Source organism: Acidimicrobiales bacterium (assembly GCA_016794585.1).
In the GTDB taxonomy this organism is placed as follows: domain Bacteria; phylum Actinomycetota; class Acidimicrobiia; order Acidimicrobiales; family DATDAH01; genus JAEUJM01.
This window is the reverse complement of sequence record JAEUJM010000042.1, coordinates 62,933-76,127: the sequence shown is the minus strand read 5'-3', so window position 1 is coordinate 76,127 and position 13,195 is coordinate 62,933. Positions and strand designations below refer to the sequence as shown.

Below are 13,195 nucleotides of genomic sequence, written 5' to 3'. Positions count from 1 at the left end.
AACCGACCCGGCGGCCGATGCCGAGGTCGTGGCCCGTCGTCGGCACCCTCGGCGCTGGGCGGCACTCCTCGTCGTTCTTCTGCTGGCGGCACCCGTGCTCTACTCCTATGGCACCTACCTGACCAAGCCCGGCTCCGCGAGCACGGCGGAGCGTTCGATCGACTGGTTCCGCGACCACGGCGGGGATTCGATCGTCGATCGCATCGAGACCTGGTGGTACACACGGAGCCCCCCCGGATCGGGTGCGCCCAATCCCGACGCCTTCCCTGCGCTGGGCGGGACCGTCCCCGCGCGTGGGGCGACGGAGCGCTTGGCGACATCCACGGCGCCACCTGCTCCGCTGGCGCCGATCGTCACGGATCACGCCATCGCCGGCGAGGGCTTGTGGACGCCGGCGGGACAGACCGTGCACGGTGCGCCGACCATGTTCACCACGTTCCTACGTCCGGATCCGCACAACACCTCGATCGTGACGGCGCTCGTCTCCATGGATCAGCACTTGCTGCGCACCGTCTCGGTGCCTGGCACGATCGAGCCCGGGCACGGCCCTTGGGCATGGGCCTCGGGGGTGCCGCGCCGCGAGCGCAACACGCTGACAGCGACCTTCAACTCGGGTTTCAGGTTCAGGCACATCCCCGGTGGCTATTACAGCGAGGGGAGAACGATCGATCCCCTCGTCGACGGTCAAGCATCGCTCATCGTTCACCGAGACGGAACCGTGTCGATCGCCGAGTGGGGGCGTGATGGGCGCCTCAGTGGCGACATCGTGTCGGTGCGCCAGAACCTCAAACTCATCGTCGATGCCGGGCGGCCCGTCTCGGGATTGATGACGAACGTCGATGGATCGTGGGGGGCCTCGCGCAACCAGCTGCAATGGACCTGGCGATCGGGCATCGGCGTCGACGCGCAAGGACGCCTGATCTACGCGGCCGGCGATCACATGCGGCTCGGCGACCTCGCCTCGGTGTTGGCCCGCGCCGGCGCCGTCCGCGCCATGCAGCTCGACATCCACCACGGCCAGGTCACCTTCTCGGTCATCCAGCCTGCGGGGACTGGCTACGGCGTTTCCGCAGCGCACCTGACCGGGACCATGCCCAAATCCCCGTATCGCTACCTCGCGGCCGACCAACGCGACTTCTTCGCCATGTTCGTCCGATGAGGCGACGCATCCTCGTCCTGGTCGTGCTTGCCGTGTGGGCATCGGCCTGTTCGGGGCCGACCGATTCGACTGCCCCGGACCCAACCGTTCCCCGTGCCCCGTCTCATCTCTCGCGATGTCACGAGCGCACCGGTCGCGACGCGCAACTGGTGATCCCGAGTCCGGTGTACGCGACGACAGAGACGGTGCGAGTCCACCTCACGCCCTGTCCGGGACACGGCCGCTTGGCCGTGCTCTACCTGCTGCACGGCGCGGGAGCGGATCAGACGCAGTGGGTCGACCTCGATGTCGGGCAGGCTGCCGACGAGCTCGTCCGCCAAGGCGTTCTTCCTCCGACCGCCATCATCATGCCGAACGCGGCCACCGACTACGGATCTGACCCCGGTGGGGCGCGGCTGGCGACCCTCTTGATCGACGAGATCGAACCGGTGGTCGCCGCCTCGAACCCGCTCGACGGGACGCGTCGCGCCATCGGCGGCATATCTCGCGGTGCGGCCCTCGCGTTCCTGGCGTTCGACGCCAGGTCCCACTCCTTTGTCGCCCTGGGCGGGCACAGCCCCGCCACCGAGATCGACGACGACCGCGCCCAGCGCATCGCCGACGCAGGGATCCCGATCAGCCTCGACGCCGGTACGGACGATTCGACCCGACAGAATCTGCAGCCCATGGCTACGACTCTCGAGCAGCACGGTGTTGACGTCGAAGTGCGCGTGTCGCCCGGCAGGCACGATCGCAGCTACTGGCGATCACAGACCCCTGACTACCTCCGGTTCTACGCCGCAGCTCTCCGGTGATTGTCGGATGACCACTCGGTGAGATGGTGACTGGTATGCAGATCCTGGTGCTCAACGACGGGGTTCCGGCCCGAGATGCCGGACGCAAGAGACCGGCGGGCGGTCAGAGGAAGAGTTGCGCGGCTGGAGCGTCGTAGAGCGCGGACACCTTGGCTCCGGTGAAGCCGCGCACGGCTTCACGGACGTGACCATCGAGTAGGTCGAGCGCCTGCAGTTCGCCGTCCCGCCCCTTGGCGATGGAGACGATGCGGACGAAGGCATCTCCGTGCGTCTCAGCGAAGTCGGCGAGGGCGCGGAGCTTGGCTTTGGCGTCGGCGAGGTGGTCGCCGTGGGGGTCGACGATGGAGGCGGCGAGGGTGCCGTCGTCGCGGCGCGAGATGACGAGGAAGTCGACTTGGAGGCTAGCCCAGCGGCCGGCGTCGTCCTGGTAGGCGATGCGCAGGGCGTTGGGTGTGGCGCGGGAGGGGTTGCGGTACCAGGCGACGAACGAGGGGCGTTCGGTCTCGGCGGTGATGACCTGGGTCTCCCAGTCGTTGAGCTGGGTGGGGTAGTGCCCGTCGGCGTCGGCGTAGAGGTGGCCTCCGAAGGTGGGGAGGTCGCCGCCGGCGCTGTCCTTGGTGGCGGCCTTCTCGTTGGCTCGCAGTTCGATGGTGACGGCTTCGGGGGCGGTGGTCTGTTCCTGCACCTTGCGGTAGGCGTCGCGGGTGGCGCCGGTGGTGTTCTTGATCTCGACCGCGAAGCGGGCCAGGTGCTCCTGTACGAACTCGGTGGCGGCGGCATCGATGCTGTCGACCACGCCGTCGAGACGGAGCAGCGCGGCGACTTGCACGCGCAGGTCGAGGCGGTCCTGTGACGCGTCTGCGCCGGCGGCGCGGTGGGCGTAGTAGCCGGTGCCGACGCCTTCGCGGATTGAGCTGATGATCTTGCGGGTGTCGCGGTCGATGTCCTTGCGGTGGGTCTCGATGAGCCGCGAGGTGACCTCGCCGGCTTCGCCGCCCGGGCCGACACCTTCGCGTCGGACGATGGCGGTGCGGAGGTCGTCGACGCCGTCGGCGACCTCGTCGGCGCGTTCGGCGGCGAGCCCGTCGAGGCGGGCGTTGAGCCGCTTGGCCAGTTGGGCGCCGGCGTCGGGCACCAGCGCGGGGCCGGCGCCGTCGTCGACGAGGAGGCGCACGAGGTGCTTGGCACGACGCAGGGGGCTGGCAGCGATGTCGGGGGTGGGGATGCTGGGCAGCGTCTCTACGAAGGTGAACACATCGGGCTCGAGCAGCGGGTTGCGCTCGAAGACCGCAGGCGCCCGGATAACTTGGGGGCCGACGGCCTGTTGGCCGTTGTCGCCGCCCTTGCCTTCGAGCTCCTCCTTGATGGCGGCGAGCTTCTTGGCGTCGAACAGCGGCAGGTAGCACGCAACCGAGTTAAGGACGTCGTCGGTGGCGACGCGGTGGGCGAGCGGCTGGCGGACCATGCGCCCGATGACCTGGGCGATGTGGGTGGCGTCCTTGGCGGGCCGCTCTGAGTAGAGGACCTCGGCGCGGGGGCAGTCCCAGCCGGTGGAGATGGCCTCCTTGGCGAGGACGACGCGGATGTCGGTGTCGCCTTGGATGGATTCGGCCGGCACCCAGTTGATGGTGCGCCCGCCGAGGACGACGGGCTCGTGCTCGCCGAACACGTGGGCGACGGCGTCGGAGGCGAGGTCGGGCCACTCGGCTTCGATCACTGCGACCATCTCGGCGAGCTTGGTTTCGTCGGCCTTGTCGGGCACCTGCACCACCAATGCAGGGACCACCTGTGGTTCGTTCTCCGCGGTCGAGTAGGCGGCCCAGCGCTGCTCGTACCCGAGGGTGGTGCGCACTGCGTCTCGGAGCAGGGTGGTGGAGAAGGTGCCCTTCTCGTCGGGCTGTTCGAGCCCGATCTCGTCCTTGATGAGCCCCGACACCCGCACCTGGTCGATGTCGACCACGACGTGGGGGTAGCCGGTGCGGTCGCGGGTCTCGCCCATGGCGGTGGTGAAACGGTCGATGGTGGCGGAGATGCCCCACACCGTCGGCACCGGCGGGTTCGAGCCGGGCTCGCCGTGGATGAGGCGCTGCACGATGGTCTTGCGGTCCGTGGCCCGCTTCATGCCCCGGTGGGCCTCGTCCAAGATGAGGTAGAGGGTGGTCGCTTCGGCCCGGATGGTGTTGGCCAGGAGGTCCCAGAACGACACCTGCCGCAGGTTGGTGCCGGACTGCACCAGCCGGCTCGACTTCGACAGCTTCTGGATGTTCAGGAAGTACACCCGGTTCGGCCGCAAGGCGGCGTCGAGGTAGCCATCGTCGACCTCCACCAGTGTCTTCGGGGCCAGCAGGTCCGAGGCATCGAGCATCCGGTTGCGGGTCTGACGGTTCAACGCCGGGTCGTCGGTGATCCACAGGAACGTGGCCTGTGGGTCCGGGTCCGCCCCCAGGTCGGCCGAGCCGAACAGCGTCGCCTCGATCGCCGCGGTGGCGATCACCGTCTTGCCCGACCCCGTGATGGCCGACAGCGCGAACGACGACCGGTACCCGTTCGCCCAGTCCCCGCGAGCGCGGCGCAGTCGGTCCAACACGTCGATGGCCGCGGCCCGCTGGTAGTCCATCAGCTCGTAGCGCATCAGAGCCGACCCCCGTCGATGCGGAACGTGGTCAGGTAGTTCTCGTACAAGCGGACGACCTCGAGGTGATCGGGAACCTCCGCCGCGATCCCCGCGAACGTGGCCTGCGAGTCCGTCACCACGAACGCCGTGGTGGCGGTGTCGGGCCGGTCGTCGACGAAGGCCCGCCACCGGTCGGCGTCGAACAAGATGCCGTAGCGGTCGGTCCACTCGTGGGTCTTGGCCCCGCCGGCCGCGTCCACGCACTCGTTGATCACCGGTCCCTGGGCCCCTGCCCGCAACCACAGCAGCGGCGCCACACCGGCGAAGGCCAGGTCCAACTCGACGTCGTCAGGGTCGAGGTAGGTCAGCTCCACGAACTCGACGTTCTCCTCGAACCCGTCGGCCATCGGGAACTCGTCGGTGAACTTGTAGTCCCCATTCACCGGCTCACCATCAGGGGTGCGTCCGGTGACGGCGGCGGTGATGCGCGGCCGGGTGACGTGCTCGAAGATCCCCAACGCCTCCCACTCCGGATCGCCCGGCCGGTGCCCGGCCTTGCGCAGCGCCTCCGCCTCGGCCGCCGACACCTCGTTGTTGGTCACCACGATCGACTGTCGGCGCCCTCCGTCCTGCTTGTTCAACCGCGCCACGGCGTGAGCCGTGGTGCCAGAGCCACCGAAGAAGTCAAGCACGACGGCGTCGGGGTTGTCGCCGACGAAGAAGCGGAGGGAAATCTTCGACGGCGTAGAGGGACTTCGGATAGGGAAACGCTCGCCCTGGCAAGAGAGCAGGGATCATCTGGGTGCCGTAGGCAGTGGCACCATGGGCGTCGAGGTTCCACACGGACTTTGCTTGCTGCACCTTGGAACCCACGTGCCGGACGATCACCGCCCCGGATTCGTGACGTCCCTCGACCACGATCCGGCCATCACCGATCTGCTGGCGCTGTCCGTCGGAGAGGTACTCGACCGTGACACCCCCGCTCTTCTGCAAGCGCGAGCGTAGGAACCCGTCGGACCGCAGCCGCATCACGTTGGCTGGCGACAGTTGCCATCTCGACTCCTCTCCCTTGCTGTTGACGGGCCAGACGGTCAGGCATCCCGCCCGCTCAGGAACAGCTGACCGTGGCGTGTCGATGGACAGCGGCTCTCCTGCGTCAACTACCTCGCCCGTTTCTGCATCGACGTACAGCGGGAAGAAGGACCCGGGCCTATCAGACCGACGCCACTCCGACCCCCTTCGACGAAGGCCAACCCAGGTCACGAGGTCACCGCTGGATGGCTGTGGCCTCGGATCCGAAAGCATGTCGTTCGTGTGCACAGCGGGCGGAGTGTCTCCGATGAACGTGAAGAAGAGATACTCGTCGGCCCGAGCAAATCCCTGCTTGCGTGGCACTCCCTTCCGATTCACAACGCTGCTCACCATCTGGGTGCGCGCGCTCGGGAACACCTGCTCCAGCAGCAGCCCGAGGCGGAGGTACTCCTTCTCGTCGATGGTGACGATCAGGACGGACGCCGCCGGGTTGAGGAGCTCCTTCGCGAGCAGCAGGCGCCGCTCCATGAAGGCCAGCCACTTGCTGTGCCGGTAGGCGTCGGTGTCGTCGACGTAGTCGTTGTCGTACTTCCAGTCCCGGGCACCCGTGTTGTAGGGCGGGTCGATGTAGATGCAGTCGACCTTGCCGGCGTGGGTGAACTGGAGGGCGCTCAGGACGTGGTGGTTCTCGCCCTTGACCACGACGTGCGCGGGCTTGTCGCCGCCGCGGTCCGCCGACCCGAGTCGGCGCAGCCCGGGGTAGATAGGGTCGCCGAAGTCGGAGATCACCACCAGGTCCTCGACGGGGTGGGCCTCGACGACCGACTCGGCCTGCTCCTCCGGCGAGAGCCGCGAGCCGTCGGGGTGGCGCACCGTGCGCACCGCGGCCCGGCCGGCGTCGACGCCGAGCACCTCGTAGGTGGCGCTCTTCGGGTCGTCGCGCAGGGCGACGCTGGCGCCGACCCGCACCGGGTGCTCAGGCAGCCGCACCCGCTCGGGCAGGTGCGACTCGAAGACCAGCCCGAAGCTGCGCTTGGAACGGAGGCGGTCGATGTGGGTACGCAGATCAGCGCGCAGGGCGGCGTCGTCCACACGTGCCAACAGACCATCGAGCTCGTCAGCCATACGCAAGCGGACACTACGGCACCGATGCGCGGGGTCGGCCGGGATCGAAGGTCCGGTTCTCAAGTTGTTACTGAAAACCCGTGATAGTAGGTTCACCTAACACCTGGTAGAAGGCCTCCTGGTGAACTCGAGCGGCGGAGGTGGCAACGATGTCCGAGGCGCAGACGTTGGTGCTGGGACTGATCGCGGGTGGAACGATCGTGTTGGGGCTGCCTCTCGGCAGGGTGAAGGCATCGCCGGGGCTCCGCCAGTTCCTCAACGCCCTGGCGATCGGGATCCTGCTCTTCCTGTTGTGGGACGTGCTCGTTCACGCGTGGGAGCCCATCGAGGAGGCGCTCGTCGATCTCCACGACGGCACCGGTGGGTTCGCCCCCGTGTTCGGCTACAGCGCGCTGTTCTTCGGTGGGACCGCGTTGGGACTGATGAGCCTCGTGTACTATGAAGCCTGGCTGGAAGCACGCCGTGCGCCAGCGTCAAAGGGGCCCGGCGCCATGGCGGTGGGCGAGCTGACACCCCGGGTCGCGGGGCCTGGGGGCTGGTCACCGGCCCGTCAACTTGCGTTGCTCATCGCCGTGGGCATCGGCCTGCACAACTTCGCCGAAGGCCTGGCCATCGGCCAGAGCGCCTCGAGCGGCGCCATCGAGCTGGCGACCGTCCTCGTGATCGGGTTTGCCCTTCACAACGCCACCGAGGGCTTCGGCATCGTGGCGCCGCTGGCGGCCGAGCCGACCCGTCCCAGCTGGGGCTTCCTGCTCGGGCTGGGCCTGTTGGCCGGGGGGCCCACCTTCGTCGGCACGGCTGTCGGCTACCAGTTCACCAGCCCGGCGACCAGCGTCGCGTTCCTCAGCCTGGCCGGGGGATCGATCCTCTATGTGGTCATCCAACTGCTGGGTGTCGCCCAACGCTCTGGCCTGCGCCCCCTGGTCCACTGGGGTGTTCTCGTCGGGCTCTCTGCCGGTTTCCTCACCGACATGGTGGTGGTTGCCGGCGGCGTGTAGCGGGTCGACGTCTGGCTCGGCACACGGGTGGTCGGTTTCAGGGTCCGTTCAGGCTTCAGGCTCCGTTCAGGTGCCCCGTCGTACGTTGGCCGCCACAGGGATCGTCCAGATCCCGCCGCCGGGCCCGCTCGGGTCGGAGAGGAGTTCGAGATGCGCAAGAAGTTGATCGCCGCCGGAGCGGGGGTGGCGCTCGCCGCCGGGCTGTCCGGGGGAGCCGTGGCACTGGCCGGCGGGAGCGATGGTGACGAAGGCACGGTGACCGGGCCCGACGCGGATCGCGCGACCGCCGCCGCCCTCGAGGCCACGAGCGGGGGTCAGGCCAACTCGGTCGAACGCGACACCGAGAACGGCGCGACCTGGGAGGTCGAGGTGACCCGTCCCGACGGCACCACGGTCGATGTCCGCCTCGACGATGGCTACGGCGTCGTGGTCATCGAGGGCGACTCCGAGGCACCCGACGACAACGAGGCCGACGACTGACGGCACGCCAGCCGTTGGTCCATCCCCGACCCGACCGGGTGCTGTCCTTCCACAGCCCCCGGTCGGGTTCGCGTCGACGCAGCCGCGGGGTAGGCGCCCGTGCTTGTGCGTCCTCGCCGTCAGGTCTCCTCGCGGGCTCGGTGGCGCTGGCACCAGGCGGTGAACACGGTCGTAGCGGCTGTCGCCGGCAAGGCCATCCGGCTGACCACACTGATGATCGTCCCTCCAGACAAGGCGCCCGGCGGATCTGCGTACGCGACGACGAGCGCCGTCGATTGCCATCGGGCGAACCGGGCCAGCCTCGATGCGTGCACGAGCGTCGCCGTGGGCAACAGCCAGCCCGAGTACCACGGCAGCACGTAAGGAAGCGCGTACAGGAGCGTCACCAACGCTCCTGTCGCCCCGCTCGCTGGTGAGGGGGCGGCCAGCCAACGGCGACGGTTGATCGCAGCGACGATGCCCAGGGCCGCGATCATCACGATCGCCGTGCCCACCGTGGCGGTCTGCGTGGACCATCGCCCGAGCGGCCACGGGAACGAGGCGAGCCCCCGAGCCGCCGACCAGAGAGAGGCGCGGCTGGTGTAGTGGGCGCCGGCGAGCACCGGTTTCAGCGCCTCGAGCCCTCCGGCGAGTGCGTACCCCGCCACCACGGGAGCGGCGGCGGCCACCGCGCCGATCGCCGCGACCTTCCGACCGAAGCGGTGCCACAGCCAGGCCAGCAGGACGATCGCGGGGAGGACCGCGATGATCTTCACGAGGACCGCGACGCTCATCACGAGGCCGGCGGCCGCTGGTCGCCGTCGTCCAGCGAGGGCGATGGCGCCCGCGACGAGTGCGCCGACCAGGAGGTCGTTGTGACCACCGTTGACGATGGCCACGACCGCCGGGTTGAACGCCACGAACACCAGCGCCGAGATGTCTCGCCGCCGCCATGCGACCGATGTTCCCACCACCATGACCGAGGCTGCGGCCAGGAGTTGGTGGCCCAGGCGGGCGGCGAGCGCGGAGCCGCCGGCAATGGCCGTCGACCCTGCGGAGTAGGCCGTGAACGCGGGGCCGTAGACCGATGGGCTGTCCCGCCAGCCCCGGGACACGCGGTCCAGGTACGGGTCGTCGGCGAACACCGCCGGAGCATGGGTGTACGGGCTGGCGTCGTGCACGGCGACCGTGCGCCCGTACATGACGTAGGACCACACGTCCTGGGATCCCCGCGGCGCGAGGAAGGAGGCCGTGGCCAACAGGAGGGCGGCGGTGACGATCGCCGTGCGGGCGATCGGCGTGTTGAGACCGCGGTCTGCTGACCGAGTGAGCGCGTTCAGCGCGGCGGCGTACGCGAGGGCTGTCGCCACGACAAGGAGCAGGCGAGGGATGCCATCGAGGGCCGGCCACACCACCAGCCAGGCCGCGGTCGTGGCGGCGCTCAGGAGGAGGGCGAAGCGTGGGTCGACCGCACGGACCCTTGCCGTCGGCCACCTCGTTGAGCGCACCGCAGGCGGGGACGCAAGTGCGCGGCGTGGCATAGGTGACGGTCGCAGGGTCCCGGTATTCGCCGGGCCTCGAGGAGGTCAACGGAGGGCAAACCATTGCCAGCCGTCGAGGGTGGCCCAGGACCGATCACTGGGCCACCCTCGGTCGTCGTTCTTCGCTGGCTACTCGCCGGGGTTCTCGGCGCCTCCGGCGTCCTTCTGCAGCGTGGTGGTCTGCACGGCAGCGCCGTCGGCGCTGACGGTGACCTCGACATCGAGGGCATTGGTGGACGTGTAGTAGAGGCTGAACTTGTTCACCGGGAAGTGGTCCGGTGCGCCGGTGTCGTCGAAGTGCACGATCCGGGTTCCGCCCGCGGGCACGGTGAACGTGTCCGGTAGCCGCGTGTAGTAGCTCTCCGAGGTCTGGGCGGTGGGGTCGGTGAAGGTGTAGAAGACCTCCACGTTGGCCAGGTCGGTCGAGCCGGTGTTCTTCAGCTCGATCTCCAGGTGGTCGTCGACCGCCTGGCCGGCTGCGTCGATGTTGTTCTCCACGAGCACGGACGTGATCTTCAGGGTCTCGGCGGTGGCGGTGTTCGTGATCGGGTTGACGGTGACGGGGAGCACCTGGTCGGCGCCGCTCGTAGCCGTGGCCGTCGTCGACGGGGAGCTCGCCGATCCGGCGGGTGTGGAGCTGCTGCCGCATCCGGCCAGCGCGAGGCCGGCTGCGAAGACCACGGCGCCGAGTGCGAGCACCGGCCTCGTCGGGTGTGAACGGTTGATGTGCTTCATGATTGTCCTCCTTGGGGGACGGTTGGCTGGCGACGGAAGGTGCGCCAGAGGAGCGTGGCGATGCCGAGGGACCACACGAACATCCACTCGATCTCGATGCGCTTGATCGACAGGAGCTGGGAGAGGCTCAGCCCGCGGTACTTCTCCTTGACGTCGGTCATCGCGAAGACGAAGCGCTCGTAGTGCTTCGAGAACGACGTCGCCTCGATGGCGGTCCGCACGGACTCGTAGGTGGTGAAGTGCGTGAGGATCTGGTCCTCCTGCGGCTTGCTGAGCGCGAGGCTGGAGAACAAGCCGCCGGGAACCTGGTTGTCGGCGTCGAGGGTGTCGCCGATCTGGGGGAGGATGAGCACGACGACGAGCCAGATCCCGAGTGCGATCATCAGTCCGTTCGCCGCGACACGGGACCTCGCCGTGGCGATCGCGCCGAGGCAGTAGAACACCGTCATGTAGATGATCGATGCCCCGTAGGCGAGCAGGAGCTTGACGATCTGCGCACCGTTCACCCAGTCGTGGCCGATGAGGCCGAGGCCGACGACCGCGACGACGGCGGTTCCCAGGACAAGGGTGGACAGCAGTGCGATCGCGCCGAGCAGGCTGCCCACGGCGAGCTCGCCGGCTGAGACGGGCCGTGACCGGATGAGTGGCAGGGTGCGGTTGGATCGCTCGCGCGCCACGCTGAGGTAGCCGAGGGTGATGGCGATGACCGCTCCGATGATCTCGAGGTACTCCATCGCTCCCCGCAGCAGCGACAGCAAGGCGAGCGGTGACGGTGCGATCTGCTGGATGCCGCCGGCCTGGGCGGCGTCCCGGTACGCCTGGTAGTCGGCGAGCTGGCTGCGGTAGTCGACCGCGCCGATGTACACCGATGCGATCGTGGCCACGACCAACACCGCGAGGAGCGCGACCAAGGCCCGGCTGCGGACCGCGGCCCGATATTCGTGGCGGGCCAACGCCATGATCCGGGTGCGTCGTTCGCTATTCATCGTAGGAGCCCTTCGAGTAGTCGTGACGGCGGACGAGTCGGGTGGTGAGCAAGCCGAGCCCGGCGACCGAGACGGCCAGCGGAAGGACTCGCAGCGCGGTCTCCGGCGCGGACTCGGACGGTGCGGTGCCCAAGATCCGGGCGCCCGCTTCCTTGTATTGCTCGGTGACCGAGACAGGTCGAACCTTGGCGGTCGCGTCGAAGAACGGTTGGGAGGTGCTCACGGGGTCGTTGACGGGGTTCAGCGACGCAGTCGGGTGGAGACCCGAGGTGAACTGCGGCACCGCGAACGTGAGGACGAGCCACACACCCATCGCGGCGAGCAGCGCGACCGACCGCCGCCGGGTCACCAGCACCGCCACCATGCCGATGAGCGCGAACAACATGAGGTAGAGCCACGAGAGGCCGTAGAAGAGGCCGAGCCGGCCGAATTCCGCGACCGAAGGGCTCGATCGGTTCACCAGCAGCAGTGACACCACGCTCACCGCCATGCTGGCGACGATGACAGCCCCCAGCACGGCTGCGGCGCTGACCAGCTTGCCCATGACGTAGCTGGTCCGAGACAGCTGCCGTGAGAAGATGAGCCGGCCGATGCCGCCGGACTGGTCATCGGCGAGGCTGAGGTGCCCGAGCACCAACGCCAACAACGCGCCGACGAGCGGTATGTAGATCGCCATGTTCGACAGCAACGAGAGCGTCGGCTTCAATCCGAAGGGGCTCGGAGGGGCCGGCTGCCCTGCAGCCGAGAGGACCTGGACCGCGTCGTTGTAGACCCGCACGATGGTGTTGTGGCTCGACCATCCGATCACGCCGGCGAGGGCGGTCATGGCCAGGAAGGTCCCGAGAAGCGCCAGGAAGATCCGCTGGCGGCTCAGAGAGACGACCTGCTGGGACGCGACGGTGGCGATCATGTCGGCGCCGATTCCATGCGGAGGTAGATGTCCTCCAAGGAGGCCTCGTCCGGGAAACGACGGGTCGTCTCCTCGATGGAGTCCTTGTAGATGAGGTCGCCGTGGTTGAGCACACCGATCGTCGTGCACACCTTCGCCACCTCGCTCAGCAAGTGGGTGTTCATGAAGACCGTCATCTCGAACTCCTGGTTGAGCCGTAGGATCGTCTCGCGGAGCTGGCGCACGCCGAACGGGTCGAGGCCGGCGGTCGGCTCGTCGAGGAACAGCACCTTCGGACGGTGGAGCACTGCTTGAGCGATGCCGATCCGCTGGCGCATGCCCGTCGAGAACGAGCTCAGCTTCTTGTCGGCCAGGTCCGTGATATCGAGGTACTCCAACGTCTCCACCACAGCGCCGCGAGGCTCGGGGACCCCTGACAGCTTGGCGAAGAACAGCAGGTTCTCCGCAGCGGTCATGTGTCCATACAGCCGCACATCAGCGGGCAGGTAGCCGATGCACTTGGTGACCTCACGCCGCTCAGTCACCACGTCGTATCCGCATACCTGAGCGCGGCCAGCAGCCGGGACGATCAGGGTGGTCAGGACGTTCATGGCCGTTGTCTTGCCTGCGCCGTTGTGGCCCAGGAACCCGAAGATCTCGCCGTGCTCGATCGTTAGATCAATCCCGTGCAAGACCTCCTCGTCCTCATAGGTGTGCCTTATGCCCTCGAGTACGATCGCTGAGCCGTCCATGCGGTTCCTCCTCCTTCTGCGTTGGCCGAACGGCGGATGCGTCCGGTCGAGCGGCGATGCGGGTGGTTCACACCCGAGCCGTCGTCGCTGAAGGTAAGGAGCGGCGGGCAT

The 13,195-nt window shown here is 68.3% G+C and carries 12 protein-coding genes; 4 read left to right on the top strand and 8 right to left on the bottom strand.

Annotated features, from left to right (window positions below):
* Positions 1–94: 94 nt before the first annotated feature.
* Complete coding sequence (locus JNK12_20240) at positions 95–1,159, top strand: phosphodiester glycosidase family protein (protein MBL8778279.1); 1,065 nt, start codon at positions 95–97, stop codon at positions 1,157–1,159.
* On the top strand, positions 1,156–1,953 hold the full coding sequence (locus JNK12_20235) for a hypothetical protein (protein MBL8778278.1): 798 nt from the start codon (positions 1,156–1,158) through the stop codon (positions 1,951–1,953). Before JNK12_20240 ends, JNK12_20235 begins: the two co-directional genes overlap by 4 nt.
* A gap of 103 nt (positions 1,954–2,056) precedes the next feature.
* Here the strand turns inward: JNK12_20235 and JNK12_20230 are convergent, their stop codons facing one another.
* The 3 genes from JNK12_20230 to JNK12_20220 form a co-directional block, all read right to left on the bottom strand.
* On the bottom strand, positions 2,057–4,585 hold the full coding sequence (locus JNK12_20230; protein MBL8778277.1) for a DEAD/DEAH box helicase family protein: 2,529 nt from the start codon (positions 4,583–4,585) through the stop codon (positions 2,057–2,059).
* Positions 4,585–5,169: a hypothetical protein gene (locus JNK12_20225; protein ID MBL8778276.1), complete on the bottom strand. Its 585-nt coding sequence runs from the start codon at positions 5,167–5,169 to the stop codon at positions 4,585–4,587. The genes JNK12_20230 and JNK12_20225 overlap by 1 nt, the downstream gene beginning before the upstream one ends.
* 82 nt (positions 5,170–5,251) lie before the next feature.
* Positions 5,252–6,724, bottom strand: coding sequence for a hypothetical protein (locus JNK12_20220; protein ID MBL8778275.1), 1,473 nt, complete (start codon positions 6,722–6,724; stop codon positions 5,252–5,254).
* Between the two features lie 149 nt (positions 6,725–6,873).
* Here JNK12_20220 and JNK12_20215 point away from each other — a divergent pair, with 149 nt between their 5' ends.
* Both JNK12_20215 and JNK12_20210 read left to right on the top strand, forming a co-directional pair.
* Positions 6,874–7,722 carry a ZIP family metal transporter gene (locus tag JNK12_20215; protein ID MBL8778274.1) on the top strand — a complete coding sequence of 283 codons (849 nt, stop codon included), beginning with the start codon at positions 6,874–6,876 and terminating at the stop codon, positions 7,720–7,722.
* Positions 7,723–7,872: 150 nt separating this feature from the next.
* Positions 7,873–8,202 carry a PepSY domain-containing protein gene (locus JNK12_20210; GenBank protein ID MBL8778273.1) on the top strand — a complete coding sequence of 110 codons (330 nt, stop codon included), beginning with the start codon at positions 7,873–7,875 and terminating at the stop codon, positions 8,200–8,202.
* Positions 8,203–8,321: 119 nt separating this feature from the next.
* Here JNK12_20210 and JNK12_20205 read toward each other — a convergent pair whose 3' ends face one another.
* From JNK12_20205 to JNK12_20185, 5 genes are all read right to left on the bottom strand, one after another.
* Positions 8,322–9,551: a DUF2029 domain-containing protein gene (locus tag JNK12_20205; protein ID MBL8778272.1), complete on the bottom strand. Its 1,230-nt coding sequence runs from the start codon at positions 9,549–9,551 to the stop codon at positions 8,322–8,324.
* Positions 9,552–9,851: 300 nt separating this feature from the next.
* On the bottom strand, positions 9,852–10,457 hold the full coding sequence (locus JNK12_20200; GenBank protein MBL8778271.1) for a hypothetical protein: 606 nt from the start codon (positions 10,455–10,457) through the stop codon (positions 9,852–9,854).
* Positions 10,454–11,443, bottom strand: coding sequence for an ABC transporter permease subunit (locus tag JNK12_20195; protein ID MBL8778270.1), 990 nt, complete (start codon positions 11,441–11,443; stop codon positions 10,454–10,456). Before JNK12_20195 ends, JNK12_20200 begins: the two co-directional genes overlap by 4 nt.
* Positions 11,436–12,353: an ABC transporter permease subunit gene (locus JNK12_20190; GenBank protein MBL8778269.1), complete on the bottom strand. Its 918-nt coding sequence runs from the start codon at positions 12,351–12,353 to the stop codon at positions 11,436–11,438. The genes JNK12_20195 and JNK12_20190 overlap by 8 nt, the downstream gene beginning before the upstream one ends.
* On the bottom strand, positions 12,350–13,084 hold the full coding sequence (locus JNK12_20185; protein ID MBL8778268.1) for an ABC transporter ATP-binding protein: 735 nt from the start codon (positions 13,082–13,084) through the stop codon (positions 12,350–12,352). Before JNK12_20185 ends, JNK12_20190 begins: the two co-directional genes overlap by 4 nt.
* Positions 13,085–13,195 lie beyond the last annotated feature (111 nt).

What these genes read in the sequence shown, in the direction of transcription:
- JNK12_20235 (MBL8778278.1), top strand. Translation starts at nt 1,156, where the DNA reads ATGAGGCGACGCATCCTCGTCCTGGTCGTGCTTGCCGTGTGGGCATCG.
- JNK12_20230 (MBL8778277.1), bottom strand. Translation starts at nt 4,585, where the DNA reads ATGCGCTACGAGCTGATGGACTACCAGCGGGCCGCGGCCATCGACGTG.
- JNK12_20220 (MBL8778275.1), bottom strand. Translation starts at nt 6,724, where the DNA reads ATGGCTGACGAGCTCGATGGTCTGTTGGCACGTGTGGACGACGCCGCC.
- JNK12_20215 (MBL8778274.1), top strand. Translation starts at nt 6,874, where the DNA reads ATGTCCGAGGCGCAGACGTTGGTGCTGGGACTGATCGCGGGTGGAACG.
- JNK12_20210 (MBL8778273.1), top strand. Translation starts at nt 7,873, where the DNA reads ATGCGCAAGAAGTTGATCGCCGCCGGAGCGGGGGTGGCGCTCGCCGCC.
- JNK12_20200 (MBL8778271.1), bottom strand. Translation starts at nt 10,457, where the DNA reads ATGAAGCACATCAACCGTTCACACCCGACGAGGCCGGTGCTCGCACTC.
- JNK12_20195 (MBL8778270.1), bottom strand. Translation starts at nt 11,443, where the DNA reads ATGAATAGCGAACGACGCACCCGGATCATGGCGTTGGCCCGCCACGAA.
- JNK12_20190 (MBL8778269.1), bottom strand. Translation starts at nt 12,353, where the DNA reads ATGATCGCCACCGTCGCGTCCCAGCAGGTCGTCTCTCTGAGCCGCCAG.
- JNK12_20185 (MBL8778268.1), bottom strand. Translation starts at nt 13,084, where the DNA reads ATGGACGGCTCAGCGATCGTACTCGAGGGCATAAGGCACACCTATGAG.